Source organism: Paenibacillus sp. FSL W8-1187, from assembly GCF_037965485.1.
GTDB classification, from domain to species: Bacteria; Bacillota; Bacilli; order Paenibacillales; family Paenibacillaceae; genus Paenibacillus_O; species Paenibacillus_O pasadenensis.
In genome coordinates this window covers 2924974-2948102 of sequence record NZ_CP150181.1, presented here as the reverse complement: position 1 = coordinate 2948102, position 23129 = coordinate 2924974, and the positions used below count along the sequence as shown (strand labels likewise).

General features: G+C 67.4%; 23 protein-coding genes. 19 read left to right on the top strand and 4 right to left on the bottom strand.

Annotated elements, in window-relative coordinates:
* Positions 1-35 precede the first annotated feature (35 nt).
* The 5 genes from NYE40_RS12740 to NYE40_RS12720 all read left to right on the top strand — a co-directional run bounded on the left by NYE40_RS12740 (position 36) and on the right by NYE40_RS12720 (position 6147).
* On the top strand, positions 36-1094 hold the full coding sequence (locus NYE40_RS12740) for an ABC transporter substrate-binding protein (RefSeq protein WP_339278526.1): 1059 nt from the start codon (positions 36-38) through the stop codon (positions 1092-1094).
* Positions 1095-1155: 61 nt separating this feature from the next.
* Entirely contained in the window at positions 1156-2037 is an 882-nt protein-coding gene (locus NYE40_RS12735; protein WP_339278525.1) for a nitrilase-related carbon-nitrogen hydrolase, read from the top strand.
* Positions 2038-2091: 54 nt separating this feature from the next.
* Entirely contained in the window at positions 2092-3573 is a 1482-nt protein-coding gene (gene mmsA / locus NYE40_RS12730; protein WP_244912799.1) for a CoA-acylating methylmalonate-semialdehyde dehydrogenase, read from the top strand.
* 31 nt (positions 3574-3604) lie between these two features.
* Entirely contained in the window at positions 3605-5194 is a 1590-nt protein-coding gene (locus NYE40_RS12725) for an aminotransferase (RefSeq protein ID WP_255309700.1), read from the top strand.
* A 416-nt stretch (positions 5195-5610) separates the two neighbouring features.
* Entirely contained in the window at positions 5611-6147 is a 537-nt protein-coding gene (locus NYE40_RS12720; RefSeq protein WP_101809160.1) for a hypothetical protein, read from the top strand.
* Between the two features lie 93 nt (positions 6148-6240).
* On the opposite strand, the gene NYE40_RS12715 is transcribed toward NYE40_RS12720, so the two are convergent.
* Positions 6241-7602: a PucR family transcriptional regulator gene (locus NYE40_RS12715; RefSeq protein ID WP_028597289.1), complete on the bottom strand. Its 1362-nt coding sequence runs from the start codon at positions 7600-7602 to the stop codon at positions 6241-6243.
* Between the two features lie 209 nt (positions 7603-7811).
* On the opposite strand from NYE40_RS12715, the gene NYE40_RS12710 reads away from it, so the two are divergent.
* From NYE40_RS12710 to NYE40_RS12660, 11 genes are all read left to right on the top strand, one after another.
* Positions 7812-9107: a M20 family metallo-hydrolase gene (locus NYE40_RS12710; RefSeq protein ID WP_028597288.1), complete on the top strand. Its 1296-nt coding sequence runs from the start codon at positions 7812-7814 to the stop codon at positions 9105-9107.
* On the top strand, positions 9086-10525 hold the full coding sequence (locus tag NYE40_RS12705; protein WP_052332909.1) for an NAD(P)-dependent oxidoreductase: 1440 nt from the start codon (positions 9086-9088) through the stop codon (positions 10523-10525). The genes NYE40_RS12710 and NYE40_RS12705 overlap by 22 nt, the downstream gene beginning before the upstream one ends.
* A gap of 21 nt (positions 10526-10546) precedes the next feature.
* The gene (preA, locus tag NYE40_RS12700; RefSeq protein WP_028597287.1) at positions 10547-11842 is read left to right on the top strand and encodes an NAD-dependent dihydropyrimidine dehydrogenase subunit PreA; all 1296 of its coding nucleotides are present in this window, start codon (positions 10547-10549) and stop codon (positions 11840-11842) included.
* Positions 11839-13275 (top strand): dihydropyrimidinase, encoded by a 1437-nt coding sequence (gene hydA / locus NYE40_RS12695; protein ID WP_052332908.1) that lies wholly within the window; start codon positions 11839-11841, stop codon positions 13273-13275. Before preA ends, hydA begins: the two co-directional genes overlap by 4 nt.
* Positions 13272-13529 (top strand): hypothetical protein, encoded by a 258-nt coding sequence (locus NYE40_RS12690; RefSeq protein ID WP_028597286.1) that lies wholly within the window; start codon positions 13272-13274, stop codon positions 13527-13529. The genes hydA and NYE40_RS12690 overlap by 4 nt, the downstream gene beginning before the upstream one ends.
* A 208-nt stretch (positions 13530-13737) precedes the next feature.
* On the top strand, positions 13738-14412 hold the full coding sequence (deoC, locus tag NYE40_RS12685; RefSeq protein WP_028597285.1) for a deoxyribose-phosphate aldolase: 675 nt from the start codon (positions 13738-13740) through the stop codon (positions 14410-14412).
* A 131-nt stretch (positions 14413-14543) separates the two neighbouring features.
* Complete coding sequence (gene deoB, locus NYE40_RS12680; protein ID WP_028597284.1) at positions 14544-15716, top strand: phosphopentomutase; 1173 nt, start codon at positions 14544-14546, stop codon at positions 15714-15716.
* Between the two features lie 64 nt (positions 15717-15780).
* On the top strand, positions 15781-16488 hold the full coding sequence (gene deoD / locus NYE40_RS12675) for a purine-nucleoside phosphorylase (RefSeq protein WP_028597283.1): 708 nt from the start codon (positions 15781-15783) through the stop codon (positions 16486-16488).
* Positions 16489-16690: 202 nt separating this feature from the next.
* On the top strand, positions 16691-17992 hold the full coding sequence (locus tag NYE40_RS12670) for a pyrimidine-nucleoside phosphorylase (protein WP_028597282.1): 1302 nt from the start codon (positions 16691-16693) through the stop codon (positions 17990-17992).
* A gap of 31 nt (positions 17993-18023) precedes the next feature.
* Complete coding sequence (locus NYE40_RS12665; protein ID WP_028597281.1) at positions 18024-19073, top strand: M42 family metallopeptidase; 1050 nt, start codon at positions 18024-18026, stop codon at positions 19071-19073.
* Between the two features lie 62 nt (positions 19074-19135).
* Complete coding sequence (locus NYE40_RS12660) at positions 19136-19741, top strand: thymidine kinase (protein WP_028597280.1); 606 nt, start codon at positions 19136-19138, stop codon at positions 19739-19741.
* 148 nt (positions 19742-19889) lie between these two features.
* Here NYE40_RS12660 and NYE40_RS12655 read toward each other — a convergent pair whose 3' ends face one another.
* Positions 19890-20027 carry a hypothetical protein gene (locus NYE40_RS12655; RefSeq protein WP_153783691.1) on the bottom strand — a complete coding sequence of 46 codons (138 nt, stop codon included), beginning with the start codon at positions 20025-20027 and terminating at the stop codon, positions 19890-19892.
* Positions 20028-20184: 157 nt separating this feature from the next.
* On the opposite strand from NYE40_RS12655, the gene NYE40_RS12650 reads away from it, so the two are divergent.
* On the top strand, positions 20185-20445 hold the full coding sequence (locus NYE40_RS12650; protein WP_028597279.1) for an HPr family phosphocarrier protein: 261 nt from the start codon (positions 20185-20187) through the stop codon (positions 20443-20445).
* Positions 20446-20466: 21 nt separating this feature from the next.
* Here NYE40_RS12650 and NYE40_RS12645 read toward each other — a convergent pair whose 3' ends face one another.
* Positions 20467-21486 (bottom strand): DMT family transporter, encoded by a 1020-nt coding sequence (locus tag NYE40_RS12645; RefSeq protein ID WP_228551509.1) that lies wholly within the window; start codon positions 21484-21486, stop codon positions 20467-20469.
* A gap of 116 nt (positions 21487-21602) precedes the next feature.
* Between NYE40_RS12645 and NYE40_RS12640 the strand changes: the two genes are divergently transcribed.
* Together NYE40_RS12640 and NYE40_RS12635 are read left to right on the top strand one after the other, a co-directional pair.
* A complete protein-coding gene (locus NYE40_RS12640) occupies positions 21603-21932 on the top strand; it encodes an antibiotic biosynthesis monooxygenase (RefSeq protein WP_028597278.1) in 330 nt (109 codons plus the stop codon).
* 84 nt (positions 21933-22016) lie between these two features.
* Complete coding sequence (locus NYE40_RS12635) at positions 22017-22232, top strand: hypothetical protein (protein ID WP_101809158.1); 216 nt, start codon at positions 22017-22019, stop codon at positions 22230-22232.
* Positions 22233-22244: 12 nt separating this feature from the next.
* On the opposite strand, the gene NYE40_RS12630 is transcribed toward NYE40_RS12635, so the two are convergent.
* Positions 22245-22958, bottom strand: a complete 714-nt coding sequence (locus NYE40_RS12630; protein ID WP_101809157.1) for an HAD family hydrolase — start codon at positions 22956-22958, stop codon at positions 22245-22247.
* Positions 22959-23129: the final 171 nt, after the last annotated feature.

Genomic DNA, 23129 nt, shown 5'->3' with positions numbered 1-23129 from the left:
GCACGCGCAGACCAATTCGGGGGGAGCGGATGAAGATGGGCATGACGAGGAGAGGCCGGCGCGGCGCGCTGGCCAAGGCGGGAGCGGCGCTGGCGCTGGCTGCCGCGCTGGCGGCATGCGGCAACGGCCAGGAGACGCCGGCGGCGGGCGGAGCGGCGGACGGGGCGGCGGCCGTGAAGATCGGCCTGCAGCTGAAGTGGGTGCCGCAGGCGCAGTTTGCCGGTTACTACATGGCGCTCGAGAAGGGCTATTACAAGGAGGAAGGGCTGGACGTGGACATCCTGCCGGGCGGGCCGGACATCGTGCCGGAGCAGCAGGTGGCGAGCGGAGCGGCCGACATCGGCGTCGACTGGGTGGCGAGCCTGCTCGCCCATCAGGAGCAGGGACTGCCGCTCGTCGAGATCGCGCAGATCTATCAAAAAAGCGGGCTCGTGCTCGTGTCCAAAAAGAGCGCCGGCATCGCCGCCGCAGCCGACCTGAAGGGCAAGAAGGTCGGCAACTGGATGGGCGGCAACGAGTTCGAGCTGCTGGCGCTGTTCGACAAGCTCGGGCTCGATCCGGCCAAGGACGTGCAGTTCGCCAAGCAGGGCTTCACGATGGACCAGTTCCTCGCCGGCGAGCTCGATGCCGCCTCGGCGATGACGTACAACGAATATCAGGTCGTGCTGGAGCAGGGCATCCCCGAGTCGGAGCTGAACGTCATCGACATGAACGAGGAAGGCGTCGCCATGCTGGAGGACAATCTGTTCGCCAACGCCGATTGGCTGGCGGACAACAAGGAGGCGGCCGCCAAGTTCGTGCGCGCCTCGATCAAGGGCTGGCAGGAGGCGATCGAGCAGCCGGAGGCGGCCGTCGACGCCGTCATGAAGGCGGCCGAGGCGGACAGCACCTCGCGCGATCATCAGCTCAAGATGATGCAGGAGGTCGCCAAGCTGGTCGCTCCGGACGGCTTCGATCCGGCCGGCATCGGCAAGATCGACGAGGCGGCGTTCAAGCAGACGGCGGACATCGCGCTGCAGTTCGGCGTCATTTCCAAAGCGGCCGATCTCGGGGCGGCGTATACGACGGAGATTTACGACATGGCCGTGAAATGACGCCGGAGCGGGCCGGCCGCGAGCGGAGGACAGGCGGTAGATCAGAAAGGGGGAATGTGCAGTGGATACGGTAAGCATCGGACTTATCCAGGCGAGCCATGACCTGGACGGCGGCGAGGAGATCGCGGCGCACAAGCGGCGCGGCCTCGAGAAGCACGAGCGGCTCATCCGCGAGGCGGCATCGCGCGGAGCGAAGGTCATCGGGCTGCAGGAGCTGTTCGCCGGTCCTTATTTCTGCGCGGAGCAGTCGTCCCGGTGGTACGGGTTCGCCGAAGAAGTGCCGGATGGCCCGACCGTCTCGGCGATGCGGGAGCTGGCGCGGGAGCTGGAGGTCGTGCTGATCGTCCCGGTCTACGAGCGCGAAGGCGTCGCCTCGTACTACAACACGGCGGCGGTCATCGACGCGGACGGCGCCTATCTCGGCAAGTACCGCAAGCATCATATTCCGCATGTCGGCGCCGGCGGGGGAGCGCATGGCTTCTGGGAAAAGTTCTACTTTAAGCCGGGCAATCTCGGCTATCCGACATTCGATACCGCCTACGCCAAGGTCGGCGTGTACATCTGCTACGACCGCCACTTCCCGGAAGGGGCGCGCGCGCTCGGACTCGCCGGAGCGGAGATCGTGTTCAATCCGTCGGCGACGGTCGCGGGCACGTCGGAATATTTGTGGAAGCTGGAGCAGCCGGCGCATGCGGTCGCCAACGGCTATTACGTCGCCGCGATCAACCGCGTCGGCGTCGAGTCGCCGTGGCGCATGGGCGAGTTTTACGGCCAGTCCTACCTGGTCGATCCGCGCGGAGCGATCGTCGCCGAGGGCAGCCGCGACCGGGACGAGGCGATCGTCGGCGTGCTCGACCGGCGCGTCATCCGCGAGGCGCGCGAGGCGTGGCAGTTCTACCGCGACCGGAGGCCGGAGACGTACGGCGAGCTGTCGCGGCTCTAGCCCGGCGCCTGGCGGCGGGAGAGCTAGAGCGAGATGGGAGAAGGGAGTAGACGCATGGAGGATACGCTGGAAATGAAAGAAGCGCCCGCGCCGCGCCGGCTGGCGAACTGGATCGGCGGCCGCTGGGAGGAAGCGCCCGAGGGAGCTGCGCTCGCGCCGGTCGCCGATCCGGCGACGGGCGAGGTGCTGGCGCTCGTCCCGCTCGGCGGCGCGGCCGAGGTCGGGCGGGCCGTCGCGGCGGCGCAGGAGGCGTTCCGCGGCTGGAGCCGCACGCCCGTTCCGGCGCGGGCGAGGCTGCTGTTCCGCTATCAGGCGCTGCTGTCGGAGCGGAGGGAGGAGCTGGCGGAGCTGCTGGCCGCCGAAAACGGCAAAAGCCGCGAGGAGGCGCTCGGCGAAGTGCAGCGCGGCATCGAATGCGTCGAGTTCGCGGCCGGAGCGCCGACGCTGCTCATGGGCAGCCAGCTGCCGGACATCGCCTCGGGGCTGGAGTCGGGGATGTACCGCTATCCGCTCGGCGTCGTCTGCGGCATTACGCCGTTCAACTTTCCGATGATGGTGCCGTGCTGGATGTTCCCGCTCGCGGTCGCCTGCGGCAACGCGTTCGTGCTCAAGCCGTCGGAGCGGACGCCGCTGCTCGCCTGCCGGCTCGCCGAGCTGTTCGCGGAGGCGGGCTTCCCGCCCGGCGTGCTCAGCATCGTGCACGGCGCGCGCGAGGCGGTCGACGCGCTGCTGGCGCACCCCGGCATCGCCGCCGTCAGCTTCGTCGGCTCGCAGCCGGCGGCCGCGGCCGTCTATCGGCGCGGCGCGGCGGAGGGCAAGCGGGTGCAGGCGCTGGCCGGCGCCAAAAACTTCAGCCTCGTGCTGGCGGACGCCGATCTGCCCGCTGCCGCCCGCCAGGTCGCCGCGGCCGCGTTCGGCTCCGCCGGCCAGCGCTGCATGGCCTGCGCCGTCGTCTGCGTCGAGCGCGGCGCGGCGCCGGAGTTTCTGCGGCTGCTGCTGGAGCAGGCGGATGCGATGCGTCCCGCAGAGGGAGGCGGCCCGGCCGGCATCGCCACGCCGATGATCCGCTGCGAGAGCCGCGACCGCGCGCTGGCGCTGCTGGAGCAGGCGCTGCGAGGCGGCGCGGAGCTGCTGCGCGACGGCCGGCTCGATCCGGCGCCGCCGGGCAGCGGCTCGTTCCTCGGCCCGACGATCGTCGTCAAGGTGCAGGAGGAGATGGCCGTCTGGCAGGAGGAGCTGTTCGCCCCCGTGCTGTGCGTGGCGGAGATCGGCGGGCTGGAGGAGGGCATCGAGCTCGCCAACCGCTCGCCGTTCGCCAACGGCGCTTGCCTCTATACGGACAGCGCCCGCGCCGTGCGCCGCTTTCGCGAGGAGATCGACGCGGGCATGCTCGGCATCAACATCGGCGTTCCGGCGCCGATGGCGTTTTTCCCGTTCAGCGGCTGGAAAGGCTCGTTCTACGGCGACCTGCATGCGAACGGGCGGGACGGAGTCGAGTTCTACACGCGAAAAAAGATGGTCACCGCCCGCTACTGACGGCGTGTGGCCGACAAGGAGCTGAAACGGCATGGTCCAGCAAGGCATCGGCTCATCGGATGCGGAGGGCGTTCCCGTCTCGGCCGGAACGGCCGGATTGGCAGGGGCGGCAGAAGGGCTGGCAGGAGATGCAGACGGGCTGGCAGGAGATGCAGACGGGCTGGCAGGAGCGGCAGACGGGGCGGCAGGAGCTGCAGACGGGCTGGCAGGAGCGGCAGCTGCTGCGGAGGCATTGGCAGAAACGGCAGAGGCTCCTGCAGAAGCAGCCCCAGCCCAAGCGGGGGCGCCGGCCGTGCAGCGGCGCGGACAGTTGTGGCATGGCATGCGCCCGTACCGGGCGGCCGACCGGCCGCTCGTCATCGTGGAAGGGCAGGGCTCCTGGGTGACCGCCGAGGACGGCCGACGCTACCTCGACGGCATGTCCGGCCTCTGGTGCGTCAACGCCGGTTATGGACGCAAGGAGCTCGCGGACGCGGCGGCGCGGCAGCTGGAGCGGCTTCCCTATTATCCGCTGACCCAGTCCCATCTGCCCGCGATCGAGCTGGCCGAGCAGCTCGGCGAGTGGCTGGAGGGCGATTACGTCGTCTTTTTCTCCAACAGCGGCTCCGAGGCGAACGAGGTCGCGTTCAAGATCGCCCGCCAATACCATCTGCAAAGCGGCAACCCGTTGCGGACGAAATTCGTCGCGCGCTACCGGGGCTATCACGGCAACTCGCTCGGCGCGCTTGCCGCGACCGGCCAGGCGATGCGCAAGCTCGGCTACGAGCCGCTCGCTCCGGGCTTCCTGCATGTGCGGCCGCCGGACAGCTACCGCAGGCCGGAGGGGATGACGGCCGAGGCGTTCCAGCTGCTGTGCGCGCGGGAGATCGAGGAGCGCATCGTCTGGGAAGGCGAGGAGACGGTCGCGGGCGTCATTCTCGAGCCCGTAATTACGGGCGGGGGGGTCATCGTGCCCGACCCGCTTTATATGCAGGAGGTGCGGCGCATCTGCACGGAGCGCGGCGTCCTGCTCATCGTCGACGAGGTGATCTGCGGCTTCGGCCGCTCCGGCCGCAAGTTCGGCCATCACAACTACGGCGTCTCGCCCGACATCGTGACGATGGCCAAAGGACTGACGAGCGGCTACCTGCCGCTCGCCGCGACGGCGGTGAAGCGCGAGCTGCACGAGGCGTTCCGGCGCACCGGCGCGCTGGCGCATCTGCGCCACATCAATACGTTCGGCGGCAATCCCGCCGCGTGCGCGCTGGCGCTCGCCAATCTGAAGCTGCTGGAGCGCGAGCGGCTGCCGCAGCGGGCGGCGGAGCTCGGCGCGAAGCTGCTCGGCGACTTGCGCGCGGAGCTCGCCTCGCATCCGCAGGTCGGCGACATCCGCGGCTTCGGGCTGATGGCCGGCATCGAGCTGGTGGCGGACCGGTCCAGCCGCGAGCCGCTCGGCGCGGCAGTGGTGCAGGCCGTGCTCGACCGCTGCCGGGAAGCGGGGCTCATCATCGGCAAAAACGGCGACACCGTCGCCGGCATGGCCAATGTGCTCACGATTGCGCCGCCGCTGTCGTCCACAGACGAGGACATGGCGTTTCTGCAGACGGCGCTGCTGGAGTCGCTGCTGCCGCTCGCTCGATAGGAGGAGGATTCGAGCCGGTGCGCCGGGTTTCCGCGAACCAAGGAACTCTCGATTCTCTGGTCGAGCTGATGCGCCGGGTTTCCGCGTGCGAAGGAACTCTCGACTCCCTGGTGGAGCCGATGCGCCGGGTTTCCGCGTGCGAAGGAACTCTCGACTCCCTGGTTGAGCTGATGCGCCGGGTTTCCGTGAACCAAGGAACTCTCGACTCCCTGGTGGAGCCGATGCGACGGGTTTCCGTAAACTAGGGAACTTTCGACTCCCTGGTGGGGCCGTCGGGCCGGGTTTCTGCGAACCAAGGAACTCTCGACTCCCTGGTCGAGCCGATGCGACGGGTTTCCGTAAACTAGGGAACTTTCGACTCCCTGGTGGGGCCGTCGGGCCGGGTTTCTGCGAACCAAGGAACTCTCGACTCCCTGGTGAAGCTGATTCGCCGTGTTTCCGCGAACCAAGGAACTCTCGACTCCCTGGTGGAGCCGATGCGCCGGGTTTCCGCGAACCAAGGAACTCTCGACTCCCTGGTAGAGCTGATGCGTCGGGTTTCCGTAAACCAGGGAACTTTCGACTCCCTGGTGGGGCCGTCGGGCCGGGTTTCTGCGAACCAAGGAACTCTCGACTCCCTGGTCGAGCTGATGCGCCGGGTTTCCGTGAACCAAGGAACTCTCGACTCCCTGGTGGAGCCAATGCAGCGTGTTTACGCGTGCGAAGGAACTATTGAATCCCTGGTGGAGCCGATGCGCCGGATTTACGCGGGCGAAGGAACTCTCGACTCCCTGGTGGGGCCGTCGGGCCGGGTTTCTGCGAACCAAGGAACTCTCGACTCCCTGGTGGAGCCGGTACGCCGGGTTTCCGCGAACCAAGGAACTATCGACTCCCTGGTGGAGCCGATGCGCCGGGTTTACGCGGGCGAAGGAACTCTCGACTCCCTGGTGGTGCCAGTCCGGACGAACCGATGACGCATCAAGCCATTTTCGACGGCTGCCCGCATCCGATCTGGCAGCGCCATCATAGCAAATCCGCATCCGCATCCGATGCGGCAGTCGCTCGCGCTAGCGGGCCGCGTCTCCGGCAAGCCCGCCGGGATGCAGCAGCCGGTAGGCGCGCAGGGCAAGCTCGGCGGCGAGCCGGCGCTCGGGATCGAGCCAGACGGGACCGATCAGCTCCTCGATCCGCTCGAGCCGATAGTACAGCGACTGGCGGGCGACATAGAGCCGCCTGGCCGCCTCCTGCTTGGAGCCGTCGGCGTCGAGGAACACCTGGAGCGTTCGCAGCAGCTCGCCACCGCGCAGCCGGTCCGCCTCGAGAAGAGGACCGAGATGCCGGGCGACGTACGCCTGCAGCCGCCTCCCGTCGTCGAGCGCGGGCAGCAGCTGCAGCACGCCGAGCTGCTCGTAGCAGAGCAGCTCTCCTGCGTCTTCGCACGCATACGGGCCAGCAGCTCCGCCCGCCGCTTCGCCCGCCGTCGCCCGACCGCCAGCAGCTCCGCCCGTCGCCGGACCGCCGCCTCCGGCGGAACGCGCCGCGGCTGGCTGCGGCTGCCGGAGCAGGCACAGCCGCAGCGCCTCCTCGGCCTCGCGGCGCGCTTCCTCCGCGCCGACCGCCCCGGCGAAGCGCGAGCTGGCGCCGGCGCAGCCGCCGGGCACGGCCGACAGCGCGGCGCGCAGCGTCCGCTCCAGCCGTTCGCCCGCGGCGGAGCGCGCCGACTGGCCGGCGACGGCGAGCAGCCGCGGGCCGCGCGCTTCCGCGAGGCAAACGAAGCCCGCGGCGCGCAGCCTGCGGCGCAGCTCATCGGCGGCTGCGGCGGCGGCCGGAGCGGAGTCCCATTCGGCCGCCGCCGCCCGCCACACCAGCCCTTCGAGCGGATGGGCGAGTCCGTCCGCGGAGCCGGCTTCCGGGCCGCGCAGGGCGCGTCGCAGCAGCGCCGCCTCGGGGTCGGCGCGGGCGGCGGGAGAGAGGGCCTGCCGGCGCTGGAGGATGAGCGAATGGAGCTCCTGGGTGATGTCGACATACCTTACGGTCCGCGGAAAGACGATGAGAGGCGTCGCCGCCTCCTCGGCGAGCTGCCGCCAGCCGCGCGGAAGCTCGCGCAGGCGGGAGCCGAGCTCGAGGCAGACGCAGCTGACGCCGCGCTCGAGCAGGCGGGTGAGGAACTGCGTCTGCCGCAGCTCGTCGGAGCCGAAGCCGAGACCGGTCGTCAGCACCATCTCGCCTCCATGCAGCAGCTCCGCCGCCTCCGCGGCCTCCAGCACATGCACCCAGCGGATGCGCCGTCCGAGTCCCGCGCGTCCGGCTTCAAGCCGCGCTCCGTCGAACGGCCGCGTCGACAGCGTCTCCCGGACGGTCACGCCCCGCTCGGGCTCGGCGCCGGCTTGCTCCTCGATCGACAGGCGAGTTGCTTCGCCATCCCTCATGGACTTATCCTCCCGTTCTTCGATGCCGGCCGCAGCCGCGATCAGGCGCGGCGATCCGCATCGTTCGTGTCTGTTAAGCTTACATCAAAAGAGCCGTTTCGAAAATAATGATTCAAAAAATTCAGAAAATTAAGTATGATACGTCATGTATCCTAACACGAGACCTCTCGCAAATCCCAGTTCAGTGAGTTCAAAAAAGGAGGAGAGCGATGATACGATCCTGCACGACATCGAACGAACGGGTCATGCGGCGGCTCGGCCAGCTGGCCGAGCTCGGACGCATCAGCGAGACCGGCGTCAGCCGGCTGGCGATGACGCCGCTCGACCGTCAGGCGGCCGACATGGCGAGAGGCTGGATGGAGGAAGCCGGCTTGAGCGTGCGAATGGACGCGGCGGGCAACCTGATCGGCCGGCTGGAGGCCGCGGACGGAGCGGCCGGGCCTGTGCTCATGCTCGGCTCCCATCTCGACACGCAGCCGTATGCGGGGACGTACGACGGCATCGTCGGCGTGCTTGGCGCGATCGAGGCGGCGCATGCGCTCGCCGCCCAAGGCTTCGCTCCCGCGCTCCCGATCGAGGTGGTCGCTTTTTCTGACGAGGAAGGCTGCCGGTTCGACAAAGGCATCTTCGGCTCGCGGGCCATGTCCGGCCGGCTGGAGCCGGGCGAGCTGGAGCGCGCCGACCTGGACGGCGTGACGCGCCGCGAGGCGCTGGCCGCCTTTGGCGGCGATCCGTCCCGGCTCGACGAGGCCCGTTATCCGGACGGCGCGATCGCCGCCTATCTGGAGCTGCATATCGAGCAGGGACCCGTGCTCGAGGCGGCGGGAGCGGCCGTCGGCCTCGTGACCGCGATCAGCGGTCCGCTCTGGCTGACGGTCGAGCTCGAAGGCTTCGCCGGCCATGCCGGCTCGGTGCCGATGGCGATGCGCCGCGACGCGCTCGCCGGCGCCGCGTCGATCATCAGCGGCTTCCAGCGGCTCGTGCGCGCCGAGGCGGGCACGCCCGCGGTCGGCACGGTCGGCACGCTGCAGCTGTTTCCCGCCTCGCGCAACATCATCCCCGAACGCGTCCGCTTCACCGTCGACCTGCGGGACATCGACATGGAGCGGCGCGGCCGGCTGGAGGCGGAGCTGCGCCGGCTGATCGCCGAGACGGCGGCCGACAACGGCCTCGCCTATGCGGTCAAGGTCGATACCGACAGTCCGCCGCGGGCATGCAGCCCCGAGCTGATGGCGGCGGTCCGCGCGGAGGCGTCCGACATGGGGCTGGAGCTGCCCGAGCTGATGAGCGGGCCGTTCCACGACGCGCTGGCGCTGTCCTACGTCTGCCCGTACGCCATGATCTTCGTCCGCTCGCGGGACGGCATCAGCCATAATCCGCGGGAATTCTCCTCCGCCGAGGATATCGGCCTGGGCGTGGAGCTGCTGTACCGTACGCTGAAAAGGCTGGCCTCGCCGAGCGGGTCGGAAAGGAGCGATGGATCATGGTCGATGACATCCGCCTGAGCGCGGCGTTCGGCGATCCGGCCGTGCCGGAGCCGTTCCGCGAGCTGGTGCCGCCGCTGACGCGAGCGGCCGCCGCCGAGGAGTCGAACCGCTGCCTCTACTGTTATGACGCGCCCTGCATCAAGGCCTGCCCGACGTCGATCGACATCCCGTCGTTCATCAAGCGGATCGCCACCGGCAATCCCGAAGGCGCGGCGCATGCGATCATGGACGCGAATCCGGTCGGCGCGAGCTGCGCGCGCGTCTGTCCGACGGAGCTGCTCTGCGAGGGCGCATGCGTGCTGAACGGCTCGTCCGCGCCGATCGCGATCGGCAGGCTGCAGCGCCATGCGACCGACTATGCGGCGAGCGCCGGGCTGCGGCTGTTCGCGCCCGGCGAGCCGGCCGGCGTGAGCGCGGGCGTCATCGGCAGCGGACCGGCCGGCCTTTCGGCGGCGCGGGAGCTGGCCCGCTTCGGCTTCGACGTCGACGTCTACGAGGCCCGCCAGGTGGCGGGCGGACTCGACAGCAGCGGCATCGTCAGCTTCCGCCTGCCGACGCATGTGCCCGACTGGGAGGTGCGGCAGGTCGAGGAGCTCGGCGTCCGCTTCCATACCGGCGTGCGAGTCGGCAGCTCGCTGAGCGTCGAGGAGCTGCGCGGCCGCCATGACGTGCTCGTGCTGGCGGCGGGCATGGGCTACGTGCCGCCGCTCGGGCTCGAGGGCGAGCGGCTGGAGGGCGTCTACGACGCGATCCGGCTCGTCGAGGCGACGAAGGCCGGACGCATGCCGTCCGCGCTCGCCGGCGCGCGGGTCGCGGTCATCGGCGCCGGAAATACGGCGATCGACGCGGCGACCTGCGCCGTGCGGCTCGGCGCGGCGGAGGTGAAGATCGTCTACCGCCGCACGGCGGCGGAAATGACCGCCTACCCGTTCGAATACGAGTTTGCCAAGCAGGAGGGCGTCGGCTTCGTCTGGCTGACCCAGCCGCTGCGCATCGTCGCCGGGCCGGACGGCAAGGCCGCCGGGCTCGAATGCATGCGGCTGCAGCCTGACGGACGCGTCGGGTCCGACGGCCGCCGGCTGACATCGCCCGTGCCGGATTCCGCCTTTTTGCTGGAGGCGGACGCCGTCGTGCTGGCGACGGGGCAGGAGCGCCTCGCGACGCTGGCCGAACAGCTCGGCATCGCGCATCGAGCAGGCGTGCCGGAGGCCGATCCGCGCACCGGCCTGACGTCCGATCCGCGCATTTATGCGGCCGGCGACATCCTGCACGGCACCGGAGCGGGCGAGGCGACGGTCGTCTCGGCGGCGGAGCAGGGCAAGCGGGCCGCCGCCGCGATCGCGGCCGCCTGGCTCGGGCCGGACTTCGCCTCGCGCCGCCGCGCTCCGGCTGTCGCCGTCCCTTCGCGCCATGCCGGGTCCGCCGGCCGAATCTAACCGAAAAGGAGGTCGACTACGATGGCCGATCTGTCCATCTCGCTGGCGGGCATACGCTCGCCCAATCCGTTCTGGCTCGCCTCCGCGCCGCCGACGAACACCGGCTACCAGGTGCAGCGGGCGTTCGAGGCCGGCTGGGGCGGAGCCGTCTGGAAGACGCTCGGCGAGCCGATCATCAATACGTCGTCGCGCTTCGCGGCCGTCCATTTCGGCGGCAAGCGCGTCGCCGGCTTCAACAACATCGAGCTCATCTCCGACCGGCCGCTGGAGGTGAACCTGCGGGAGATCCGCGAGACGAAGCGGCTGTTTCCCGACCGGGCGCTCGTCGCCTCGCTCATGGTCGAGCCGAAGCGGGAGAAGTGGCATGAGATCGTGAAGCGCGTCGAGGACGCCGGCGTCGACGGGCTGGAGCTGAACTTCGGCTGCCCGCACGGCATGGCCGAGCGCGGCATGGGCGCGGCTTCCGGCCAGCAGCCGGATCTCGTCGAGAAGCAGACGATGTGGGCCAAGGAGGCGGCGCGCACGCCGGTCATCGTCAAGCTGACGCCGAACATCACCGACATCACCGTCACCGCCCGCCACGCCGTGCTCGGAGGCGCGGACGCGGTCAGCCTCATCAATACGATCAACAGCCTCGCCGGCGTCGATCTGGAGACGTGGAACACGGTCCCCCATGTCGGCGGCAAAGGCGCGCACGGCGGCTACTGCGGTCCGGCGGTCAAGCCGATCGCCCTCAGCATGGTCGCCGAATGCGCGCGCGATCCGCTCGTAGGCGTGCCGATCTCGGGCATCGGCGGCATCTCGTCGTGGCAGGACGCGGCGGAGTTCCTGCTCATGGGCGCGGCGGGCGTGCAGGTGTGCACGGCGGCGATGCATCACGGCTTCCGCATCGTCGGCGAGATGGTCGACGGGCTGAGCCGCTATCTCGACCGCAAAGGACTGGCCTCCGTCGCCGAGCTGACCGGGCAGAGCGTGGCCCGCTACACGAACTGGGGCGACCTCGACCTGAACTACCGCGTCGTCGCGCGCATCCGCCAGGATACCTGCATCAACTGCAACAAATGCCATATCGCCTGCGAGGACACGTCGCATCAATGCATCGACATGCTGAACGGCGCCGGCGGCAAGCCGTACCTGCAGGTGCGCGAGGACGACTGCGTCGGCTGCAATCTGTGCTCGATCGTCTGCCCGGTGGACGGCGCGATCGAGATGGTCGAGCTGCCGCCGGCAGCGCCGTCATTGACGTGGAACGAGCGTCAGCGGGCGCTGGCGCGGCTGGACCGCGAATCCATACGAGCGGAGGCGGTGGAAGGATGAAAAAAGCACGGATCATACAAGGCGGCACGGTCGTGACGGCCGGCTCCGTCAGCGTCGCGGACATCCGCATCGAGGACGGCGTCATCGCGGCGATCGGCCGCTCGCTCGACGCGACGGGCGCCGAGACGGTCGACGCCGCCGGGCTGTACGTCTTTCCCGGCGGCATCGACCCGCATACGCATCTCGACATGCCGTTCGGCGGCACGGTGACGGCGGATGATTTCGAGAGCGGCACGATCGCCGCGGCGTTCGGCGGCACGACGACGATCCTCGACTTCTGCCTGACCGAGCGCGGACGGCCGCTCGGCGATGCGGTCGCCGCCTGGCATGCCAAGGCCGAGGGCAAGGCGGTCATCGACTACGGCTTCCATCTGATGGTCGCGGATGCCGGCGAGCAGGCTCTGGCAGAGCTGCCGGAGCTGATCGAGCGCGAGGGCATTACGTCGCTCAAGGTGTTCATGGCGTACAAAAACGTGTTCCAGGCGGACGACGGCACGCTGTACCGGACGCTGCAGCTCGCCCGCGAAGAAGGCGCGCTCGTCATGGTGCATGCCGAGAACGGCGACGTCATCGAGCGGCTCGTCAGCGAGGCGCTGGAGCGGGGCGACACCGAGCCGATCTGGCATGCGCTCACGCGTCCGCCGCAGCTCGAGGGCGAGGCGACCGGGCGGGCCGCCGAGCTCGCCGGCCTGGCCGGAGCGCCGCTTTATGTCGTGCATGTCACCTGCGCCGAAGCGGTCGAGCGCATCGCCGCCGCGCGGGCGCGCGGACTGCGCGTCTATGGCGAGACCTGCCCGCAGTACTTGACGCTCGACATCTCCGCGCTCGAGCGTCCGGATTTCGAGGGCGCCAAATACGTCTGGTCGCCGCCGCTGCGCGAGGCCTGGCATCAGACGGCGCTTTGGAACGCGTTGTCGTCCGGCACGCTGCAGGCGCTCGGCTCGGATCAGTGCTCCTTTCATTTCAAGGGGCAAAAGGAGCTCGGCCGCGGCGACTTCTCCAAAATTCCGAACGGCGGCCCGACGATCGAGGACCGCTTCAGCCTGCTGTTCTCCGAAGGCGTGGCCAAAGGCCGGATCGACCTGCAGCGGTTCGTCGAGCTGTCGGCGACGAACGCCGCCAAGCTGTTCGGGCTGTTCCCGCGCAAAGGCACGATCGCGGTCGGCAGCGACGCCGACCTCGTGCTGTTCGACCCGTCGGCGACGCGGACGCTGTCGGCGCGCGACCATCATCTGCGCGTCGACTACAGCGCGTTCGAGGGCATGGAGGTGCAGGGCGAGCCGGTGTCCGTGCTCGTGCGCGGCGAGTTCGTCGTGCGCGACAAGCAGTTCGTCGGGCAGGCGGGCAGCGGCCGTTACTTGAAGAGAAGCCGCTTCGGGCTCGGCGGGAGCCTGGCGCTGCCGGCGGTTCCGATCGGAGGAAGCCCGTCATGAGCGCGTATGAAGCCTATGCGGAGGAGAAGCAGCGGCTTGACGCGCTGGTCGAGGAGGGCCGGCTCATCGAGGAGATCCGGGAGGATCTGGACGGGGCGGTCATCCGCTTTTCGGCTGCGCCGGGAGCGGCGAGGGGGACGGGGGAGGACGCTGCGCTCGGGCTGCGCATCGGCACGGCCGACGCGCGCAAGCATGCGGCCGTGCTGCTGATCCGCCAGCTGGCGGTGGGAGAAGCGGGCGGCGAGGCGGATTGAGGATGGCGGGCGGTCGACCGGGCAACCGGACGGCCGCCCGTTTTTTTACGCAGCGGCAGCAGCGGGTCTGATTTCCCGGCGATTTGGGCAGGGATAGACGGAGAGCCCGTCGTGTCCCGACGGACTGAACATATGATTGAAGCGGCTTGTACATTTGTTCAGACCGATGCTATGATGGAGGCAGTTCAAGAATGGGGTGGATATGGACATGCAACAGGGACAACTCGCTGCAATGATCGACCATACGCTGCTGCGCGCGGATGCGACCGCGCCGGAGATCGGCAAGCTGATCGAGGAAGCTCGCCAATACGGCTTCGCCTCCGTCTGCGTCAATCCGACCTGGGTGCGGACGGCCGCCGAGGCGCTCGCGGGCACCGAAGTGAAGGTATGCACCGTCATCGGCTTCCCGCTCGGCGCGACGACGAGCGCCGTCAAGGCGTTCGAGGCGGCGGACGCGATCGCTTCCGGCGCCGGCGAGATCGATATGGTCATCAACATCGGCGCGCTCAAGGACGGCCGCGATGCCGACGTCGAGGCGGACATCCGCGCCGTCGTGGAGGCGGCCGCGGGCAAGGCGATCGTCAAGGTGATCATCGAGACCTGCCTGCTCAGCGACGAGGAGAAGGTGCGCGCTTGCGAATGCTCCGTGCGGGCGGGAGCCGACTTCGTCAAGACGTCGACCGGCTTCTCGACCGGCGGCGCGACGGCCGAGGACATCGCGCTCATGCGCCGTACGGTCGGCCCCGACATCGGGGTCAAGGCCTCGGGCGGCGTGCGCAGCCTGGAGGACATGGAGCGCATGGTGGCGGCCGGCGCGACGCGGATCGGCGCCAGCTCCGGCGTCAAGATCATGGAAGGCGGCCGTTCGGAAAGCCCCTACTGACCGCTGGCCTTTGCAGCAGCCGGAAAACCTCGGTTTTTCGGCTGTTTGTCTTGGCATGGGCAAGGTTGCCCGCGCGGCGGCGGTTCCGCTATGATAGAGCAGCAGGAAGGACCAGGAAAGGACTTGATGTCATGTTCAAACGCATCCATATCATCGTGATGGATTCCGTCGGCATCGGCGAGGCGCATGATGCGGCCTCGTTCGGCGATGTCGGCGCCGATACGCTCGGCCATATCGCCGAGGCGCAGGGAGGACTGCGGATGCCCGTCATGGGCAGCCTCGGCCTCGCCAATATCCGCCCGTTCGCGGGCATCGAGCCGGCGGACGAGCCGCTCGCCTTTTATGGAAGGATGCAGGAGGCGTCGAGCGGCAAAGATACGATGACGGGCCACTGGGAAATGATGGGCCTGCGCATCGACACGCCGTTCCGCGTCTTCGAGCACGGGTTCCCGCAGGAGCTGATCGACCGCATCGAGGCCCATACGGGGCGCAAGGTGATCGGCAACAAGGCGGCCAGCGGCACCGAGATCATCGACGAGCTCGGCGAGGAGCATATGCGCACCGGAGCGCTGATCGTCTATACCTCCGCCGACTCCGTGCTGCAGATCGCCGCGCATGAGGAGATCGTGCCGCTGCCGGAGCTGTACGCGATCTGCGAGTTCTGCCGCGAGATCACGCTCGACGATCCGTACATGCTCGGACGGATCATCGCCCGCCCGTTCGTCGGCGGGCCGGGCACGTTCAAGCGGACGGCCGGACGCCATGACTACGCGCTCAAGCCGTTCCAGCCGACCGTCATGAACACGCTCCAGGAGGCCGGACGGGAAGTCGTGGCGATCGGCAAGATCTCCGACATTTTCGACGGCGAGGGCGTCACGCGCAGCATCCGCACCGCTTCCAACGACGAAGGCATGGAGCGGCTGACGGAAGTGTGCGCGGAGGATTTCTCCGGCATCAGCTTCCTCAATCTGGTCGACTTCGACGCGCTGTACGGCCATCGCCGCGACCCGGCGGGCTACGCGCAGGCGCTGGAGGCGTTCGACGCCCAGCTGCCGGCGGTGCTGGAGCGGCTGACCGCCGACGATCTGCTCATCGTGACAGCGGACCACGGCAACGATCCGACCTACACCGGCACCGACCATACGCGCGAGTACGTGCCGCTGCTCGTCTATTCGCCTCGCTTCGAGGCCGGACGCGAGCTTCCGCTGCGCCTCACGTTCGCCGATGTCGGCGCGACCGTTGCGGACAATTTCGGCGTCGCCGCGCCCGAGCACGGCACGAGCTTCCTCGGAGAGCTGCGCTGATCTCGATCCGAATCGGACCCGTTCCTATTCACCTACATTCCCTCTACGAACAGGAGATGACTTCATGAGCGTCCATATCGGAGCCAAAGAAGGACAAGTCGCCGAGACGGTGCTGCTGCCGGGCGATCCGCTGCGCGCCAAATATATCGCCGAGACCTACCTCAGCGAGATCGAGCTGTACAATGAAGTGCGGGGCATGCTCGGCTACACGGGAACCTACAAAGGCAAGCGGATTTCCGTGCAGGGCTCGGGCATGGGCTTGCCGTCGATCAGCATCTACGCGAACGAGCTCATCCGCAGCTACGGCGTGCGCAACCTGATCCGCGTCGGCACCTGCGGCGCGATGCAGCGGGACGTGCGGGTGCGCGACGTCATCCTTGCCCAGGCGAGCTGCACCGATTCCAGCATGAACCGCAACCAGTTCCTCGGCTACGACTTCGCGCCGATCGCCAGCTTCGGCCTGCTGAAGTCCGCCTACGAGCATGCGACCGCGGCCGGCATGAACGTGCATGTCGGCAACGTCTACAGCACCGACGTGTTCTACAAGGAAGATACGACGGCCGTGCAGCGGCTCATGGACCACGGCGTGCTCGGCGTGGAGATGGAGACGACGGCGCTGTATACGATCGCGGCCCGCCACGGCGCGCAGGCGCTTACGGTGCTGACGGTGAGCGATCATCTGCTGACCGGCGAGGAGACGACCGCCGAGGAGCGCCAGTCGACGTTCAACGACATGATGGTGGCGGCGCTGGAGACGGCGGCGGGGCTCTAGAGCGCTTCTCGGCCCGGCAGGCGATTCGTTCTTTAATGACATGAATCGACAGCGGGGCTTGGCCGTTTTGTTTTATGGCATTAATGAAGACGGGCCTCCGCTTCAATCGTTGTGCAGACAAGGATTTCTGACTGAATCTCAGCTTATGATACGATATTTTACGGCATGAAATAGACATGAGGTTAAAGAAGGGGGAACGCCCGTGAGAATGGTCGAGCTGATCGAGAAGAAAAGAGACGGCGGGGAGCTGACGACGGAGGAGATCCGCTTCATCGTCGAAGGCTATACGGACGGCCGCATTCCGGACTACCAGGTGAGCGCGTGGGCGATGGCGGTCTTTTTCCGCGACATGACCGACCGCGAGCGGGCCGATCTGACGATGGCGATGGTGGAATCGGGCGAGACGATCGACCTGTCGGACATCGAAGGCGTCAAGGTGGACAAGCATTCGACCGGCGGAGTCGGCGATACGACGACGCTCGTGCTCGCTCCGCTCGTCGCCGCGGCGGGCGTGCCCGTAGCTAAAATGTCCGGACGCGGCCTCGGCCATACCGGCGGCACGATCGACAAGCTGGAGGCCATCCCCGGCTTCCATGTGGAGCTGACGCGCGAGGAGTTCGCCCGCCGCGTCAACGAGTCGTCGATCGCCGTCATCGGCCAGAGCGGCAACCTGACCCCCGCCGACAAAAAGCTGTACGCGCTGCGGGACGTCACCGCCACCATCGAGTCGATCCCGCTCATCGCCAGCTCGATCATGAGCAAGAAGATCGCCGCCGGCGCAGACGCGATCGTGCTGGACGTGAAGACCGGCGCCGGCGCGTTCATGAAGGACGAGCAGGACGCACGCCGCCTGGCCGCGGCGATGGTCGCCATCGGCAACCAGGTCGGCCGCAAGACGATGGCCGTCATCTCGGACATGAGCCAGCCGCTCGGGCTTGCGATCGGCAACGCGCTCGAGGTGAGGGAGGCGATCGACACGCTGCGCGGCGAAGGGCCGGACGACCTGCGGGAGCTCTGCCTCGCGCTCGGCAGCCAGATGGTCTATCTCGGCGGAGCCGCCGGCTCCATCGAGGAGGCGGAGGCGCTGCTCAAGGAGCTGCTCGCGAGCGGCAAGGCGCTGGACAAGTTCAAGGAATTCATCGCCAACCAGGGCGGCGACCCCGCCGTCGTCGACGATCCGGACCTGCTGCCGGCAGCGCCGTACCGGATCGAGCTGCCGGCTCGCGAGAGCGGCTTCGTCTCGGGCATGACGGCGGATGCGATCGGCACGGCGGCGATGATCCTCGGGGCCGGACGGGCGACCAAGGAGTCGGAGATCGACCTGTCGGTCGGCATCGTGCTGCGCAAGAAAATCGGCGACGCCGTGCAGGCCGGCGAGTCGCTTGCGACGATCCATGCGGCGACGGAGCAGGTCGGCGACGTGCTGGAGCGCCTGAACGCGGCGATCGAGATCGCGCCGTCGGCGCAGGCGCCGGAGCTCGTCCGCGGCATCGTGACGGAATGATCGAATCGAGCACAGGGAGGAGCGGGCCGCGATGACAAGAACAATATGGAAGGACCGGCTGGACCGGGACTATATGCTGGGCCAGCTGAGGCTGCTGCTGGAGACGCCGAGCCCGAGCGGGTTCTGCGCCGCCATCATGGACAAGATCGAGGCCGAGGCGGTTCGTCTCGGATTCCCGTTCGAGCGCACGCCCAAGGGCAACGGCCTGATCGACCTCGGCGGCGAGGGCGGCGAGCCGCTGCTGCTGACGGCGCATGTCGACACGCTCGGGGCGATGGTGCGCTCGGTCAAGGGCGACGGCAAGCTGCGCATGACGCCGATCGGCGGCTACGACATGTCGACGGTGGAGGGCGAATACTGCCTCGTCCATACGCGCGACGGGCGCATCTATGAGGGCACCGTGCTGTCGACGATGCCTTCGGTCCACGTCTATCCGGACGCGCGCTCGCAAAAGCGGGACGAGGCGAGCATGGAGGTGCGGCTCGACGCCGACAGCGCGAGCCGCGCCGAGACGCTGGCGCTCGGCATCGCGCCGGGAGATTTCGTCTCCTGGGATCCGCGCGTGCGGATGCTCGACAGCGGCTGGATCAAGTCGCGCCATCTCGACGACAAGGCGAGCGTCGCCGCGCTGCTGGCGCTCATGGAGGCGGTCCGCCGCGGCGGGCTGCAGCTGAAGCGGCCGGTCAAGCTGCTCGTCTCGACCTATGAAGAGGTCGGCCACGGCAGCTCCTGGGTGCCGGCCGACACGGTCGAGATGATCGCGGTCGACATGGGGGCGATGGGCGACGATCTGAGCGCGACCGAGAAGGATGTGTCGATCTGCGCCAAGGACTCGTCCGGCCCGTACGACTACGGGATGACGTCGCGGCTGATCGCCCTCGCCGGCGACCAGTCGATCCCGCATGCCGTCGACATCTATCCGTTCTACGGCTCGGATGCGAGCGCTGCTCTGCGCGGAGGCGCGAACATCCGAGCCGCGCTCATCGGACCGGGCGTGCATGCCTCCCACGGCATGGAGCGCACCCATGCCGAAGCGGTGCTCGGAACGGCTGCGCTGCTGCTGGCATACATCATGGACTAGAGGAAGCGCCGTCCGCGCCGAGCGGACGGCGGCTTTCGAAGCGGGAGCAGGAGGGAGCCGGATTGGCGCAGCTTTATTTCAAGTACGGCACGATGAACAGCGGGAAGTCGTTTGAGATCATCAAGGTCGCCCACAACTACGAGGAGCAGGGCAAGGCGGTGCTCATCTTCTCGCCGGCGATCGACACCCGCAGCGGCAAGGACGAGGTCGGCTCGCGGGTCGGCTTCAAGCGCAAGGCGATTCCGGTCGGCGCGGCTACGGATCTGTACGAGCAGGTCGCGGCGCATCAGCCGCCGGGAGCCGAGAAGCGGATCTACTGCGTGCTCGTGGACGAGGCGCAGTTTTTGAGCCGGACGCATATCGACCAGCTGACGCGCGTCGTCGACGAGCTGAACGTGCCCGTCATGGCGTTCGGCCTCAAAAACGATTTTCGCAACGAGCTGTTCGAGGGCAGCTATTATCTGCTCGCCCAGGCGGACAAGATCGAGGAGATCAAGACGATCTGCTGGTTCTGCGACCGCAAGGCGACGATGGTCATCCGCTATGTGGACGGCCGTCCGGCGAACGAAGGCGCGCAGATCCACATCGGCGGCAACGAGGACTACAAGCCGGTCTGCCGCAAATGCTACAAGGCCGCCTTCGCGCAGGAGGAAAAAGGCGGAGCCTGATCGTCCGCTCCCGCCGTATCGACGGCGACGCCGCTCCGGCCGGGATGCCGGCCGCCGTCGATGCGGCATGTCTTCGATCGGCATGAAAAAGCCTCCGCAAGCTGCCCTTAAGGGCGGTTTGCGGAGGCTTTTTCGCGCGTTCCGGATATCAGCGGCCCCGGTTTTTGCCGCGCTTGGCCTTGCGGCTCAGCCACAGCACCCAGATGCCGACGCCGGCGACGACGGCCGCAGCCAGCACATAGAACAGAATGGCGTACAGCCTGTCCTCGAATGGGGTCATCATCATGTCGCATCGCCTCCGTTCTTCTCTCTCATCTTTACCCGATGCGCGCCGCTTTAAGCCTCCATTCCGATCCGCATGGAGGAACCTTTGGCGGCAAGCCGAATATCAATACGAAGAAGAGGGAAGCAAGCCCATTATCGTCAAGGGAAGGTCAGAGAACATGAGAGTGCATGAATTCACCATCCAGGCCGATTTTGGCCGCGAGGACCTGACGCGCCTGTCGGCGGAGGCGGCGAGGTTCCAGTCCGACATCAAGCTGGAATTCGCGAACGGCGACAACATCAATATCGTCGATGTCAAAAGCCTGCTCGGCATGCTGCTGCTGCCGATCCGCAGCGGGACCGAGGTGCTGCTGCGCGTGCGCGGGAAGGACGAGGAAGAAGCGTTCGCCTTCATGCTGGACGCGCTCGAGAAGGAGTAGCCCGGCGCTGCCCGGGAGCCGTCAGGGCGCGGCCGAAGCGGCCGCCGAAGCAGCCGGAGCGGCTGGGGCCGCCGGAGACGCCGGGGCTGCCGCAGAGTCGTCTGCGTGCGGCTCCGTGCCGGCGGCTTCCTTGGGAGCGGCGGCCGGCAGCGGGCCGGAGCTCTCTCCGCGCAGGTAGATGACGAAGCCGGCCATCATGACGGCGCCTCCGATCAGCTGGCCGGCGGAGAGCGTCTCGCCGAACAGCAGCAGGGCGAGCAGGCTGGCGCCGATCGGCTCGGCGAGCACCGTCATCGAGACGGTCGTCGCCCGCAGATGCTGCAGCAGCCAGTTGAACAGGAGATGGCCGAATACGGTCGGGATGACCGCGAGCAGCAGGAACAGGACCCATTCGCGAGGCGGATAGGCGGTCATCGAGTAGCCCATGGCGCCGTTGTAGCCGGCGAACAGGACAGTCGTCACGCCAAACACGATCAGGCTGTAGACGAACGACGGCATCCGCTCGAGCAGCCGCTTGGCGAGGATCATATTGAAGGCGATCGCGACGGTCGACAGCAGCGACAGCGCGTCGCCGAAAAAGGCTTCGCGCGACAGGCCGAAGTCGCCGGAGCTGACGAGGACGGCGCCGCCGATCGAGACGGCCATGCCGGCGACAGCGAGCTTGCCGAGCCGGTCGCGAAGGAAGAAGAACGCGAGCGCAGCGACAAAAGCGGGCTCCAGCGTCAGCATGATCGTCGAGCTGGCGATCGACGTATAGGACAGGGACGCCATCCAGAGCAGGAAGTGCAGCGCCAGGAAAAAGCCGGCTCCGGCGAGCAGCGCCCAGTCCCGGACCGTCAGCCTGCGGATCGCGGGGAGCTGCTTCCAGGCGAAGGGAAGCATGAGCAGAAACGTAAGCAGCATGCGGTATTGGCCTTGCACGGATACCGGCGCTTCGGAAAAGCGCACGAGAATCGGCGCGAAGGAAATCGCGGCCATGCCGACGAGCAACGGGACGACAAGCGGGATTCGGATTCTAGTTGTAGGTGACATAAGCTTCATTGTACGGCGCGCCCTTTCCATGATCAAGATGCTGGACGCTCGTTTGACAGTGATAATGATTATCAATTAGACTGGAATCGAGCCGGAATTCATGGAATGGGAAAGAAGGAATGCAGATGCTGGTCATCCAACGCAGGATCAAGGTGAAGGAAGGACATGCCGCTCAGGTGGTCGAGCGGTTCAGCAAGCCGGGGCCGGTGCAGGAGTTCGACGGCTTCGTCGACATCCAGATTTTGCAGAAGGTCGTGCGCCGCGGCGAGGAGGAGGTCATCGTCCAGATCCGCTGGGAATCGGAGCAGGCGTGGAAAAACTGGGAGAAGAGCGACGTCCATATCCAGGGCCATCGCAACAGTCGCGGGCAGGAGAAGCCCGACTACGTGCTGGAGACCGAGGTTTCCCGCTACGAGCTCGCAGCGGTCAAGGAGCCGATCCGCAAGGGTACGTGATTTGTCACATTTATAGCCCAAAAGAGCCATCGCCGACCCTCCCCGATCCGTTACACTAGGAGCAGGAAGGAGTGGCTTTGAACGATGCACGCAGAATCCTCGACTCCGGTAGACTGGTTTTATTTGAGCTTATTCGCCGTCCTTATGATCGGCATGCTTGTTTTGTTCTGGTTCGGCTTCAAGAAGCTGGACGATTCCGACGACGAAGAGGAAGATTTCGGCGATGTCCGGCATGCCGCGCCGTCGCCGCCGCCAGGCGAGAGCGGCGCTTCGCTGTTCGATGACAAAGACCGCTCCTAGGAGCGGTCTTTGTCATCGGGGCGGCAACGACTCGTCCGGGGCGGGCCGCCAGGAGGCGAGCCAGCCCTCGAGCTCGCCGATGACGTCGATGACGCCGTCGGGAAGGCTGATCCGGGACGGGCTGTACTGCCGCAGCGCCAGTCCTTGGCGGACCCAGACGGCCCTCATGCCGAGATGCTTGGCCGGCACGATATCGTTGTCGATGCGGTCTCCGACCATGAGCGAGCGCTCGGGCGGACAGCCGGTCGCCTGCAGCGCGTACTCGTAGAGCTTCGGGTCGGGCTTGGCCAGGCCCAGCTCGGCGGAGGCGAACACCTCGTCGATATGCTCCAGCAGGCCGTAGCTGCGCAGCCTGTCCGCCGTGCCGGCGCTCTGGTTGGCGATGATGCCGATCCGATAGTCGCGGCGCAGCCGCTTCAGGATGCCGAGCGCGTCCGGAAACGGTCGGTCGAGCTCCTTGCGGTACTTCATCTCGGACCAGATCGCGCGGCGCAGCTCGCCATCCGGGAGCAGCTCCTGCAGGATGTCGGCCATCGGGAACGGCGAGAAGCGCCGATGCGCTTCCATCCACAGCTCGCGCACCTGCTCGCGCCGGACGGCGATGCCGCGGCGTCCGGCGGCGGCGATGAGCTGGCGGGTGATGTCCTCGATCGGCTCGGATTCGTCGACGAGCGTTTCGCCGACGTCGAAAAAGATCCATTTCAACGGATGGGTAGTGTTGTTCATAATTCGTATCCTATCATGCTCTGCCGATTGCGAACAAGCAGAAGCAAACAGATGACGGAAACATTTCGCGTATGCTATAATACGATTCGTTCCCGAATGATTCGGAACTTATTTTTGTGGTTAATAGGAGAGTCGGGGAAGAAGGATGAGTTCAGTCTTGGAGAACCGCAT

Bases quoted from the DNA above. Each gene is read 5' to 3' on its own strand.
- hydA (WP_052332908.1), top strand. From the start codon at position 11,839: ATGAAAAAAGCACGGATCATACAAGGCGGCACGGTCGTGACGGCCGGC.
- NYE40_RS12715 (WP_028597289.1), bottom strand. From the start codon at position 7,602: ATGAGGGATGGCGAAGCAACTCGCCTGTCGATCGAGGAGCAAGCCGGC.
- NYE40_RS12705 (WP_052332909.1), top strand. From the start codon at position 9,086: ATGGTCGATGACATCCGCCTGAGCGCGGCGTTCGGCGATCCGGCCGTG.
- NYE40_RS12640 (WP_028597278.1), top strand. From the start codon at position 21,603: ATGCTGGTCATCCAACGCAGGATCAAGGTGAAGGAAGGACATGCCGCT.
- mmsA (WP_244912799.1), top strand. From the start codon at position 2,092: ATGGAGGATACGCTGGAAATGAAAGAAGCGCCCGCGCCGCGCCGGCTG.
- NYE40_RS12630 (WP_101809157.1), bottom strand. From the start codon at position 22,958: ATGAACAACACTACCCATCCGTTGAAATGGATCTTTTTCGACGTCGGC.
- deoC (WP_028597285.1), top strand. From the start codon at position 13,738: ATGCAACAGGGACAACTCGCTGCAATGATCGACCATACGCTGCTGCGC.
- NYE40_RS12740 (WP_339278526.1), top strand. From the start codon at position 36: ATGGGCATGACGAGGAGAGGCCGGCGCGGCGCGCTGGCCAAGGCGGGA.
- NYE40_RS12645 (WP_228551509.1), bottom strand. From the start codon at position 21,486: ATGAAGCTTATGTCACCTACAACTAGAATCCGAATCCCGCTTGTCGTC.
- deoD (WP_028597283.1), top strand. From the start codon at position 15,781: ATGAGCGTCCATATCGGAGCCAAAGAAGGACAAGTCGCCGAGACGGTG.
- NYE40_RS12665 (WP_028597281.1), top strand. From the start codon at position 18,024: ATGACAAGAACAATATGGAAGGACCGGCTGGACCGGGACTATATGCTG.
- preA (WP_028597287.1), top strand. From the start codon at position 10,547: ATGGCCGATCTGTCCATCTCGCTGGCGGGCATACGCTCGCCCAATCCG.
- deoB (WP_028597284.1), top strand. From the start codon at position 14,544: ATGTTCAAACGCATCCATATCATCGTGATGGATTCCGTCGGCATCGGC.
- NYE40_RS12655 (WP_153783691.1), bottom strand. From the start codon at position 20,027: ATGATGATGACCCCATTCGAGGACAGGCTGTACGCCATTCTGTTCTAT.
- NYE40_RS12690 (WP_028597286.1), top strand. From the start codon at position 13,272: ATGAGCGCGTATGAAGCCTATGCGGAGGAGAAGCAGCGGCTTGACGCG.
- NYE40_RS12650 (WP_028597279.1), top strand. From the start codon at position 20,185: ATGAGAGTGCATGAATTCACCATCCAGGCCGATTTTGGCCGCGAGGAC.
- NYE40_RS12710 (WP_028597288.1), top strand. From the start codon at position 7,812: ATGATACGATCCTGCACGACATCGAACGAACGGGTCATGCGGCGGCTC.
- NYE40_RS12725 (WP_255309700.1), top strand. From the start codon at position 3,605: ATGGTCCAGCAAGGCATCGGCTCATCGGATGCGGAGGGCGTTCCCGTC.
- NYE40_RS12635 (WP_101809158.1), top strand. From the start codon at position 22,017: ATGCACGCAGAATCCTCGACTCCGGTAGACTGGTTTTATTTGAGCTTA.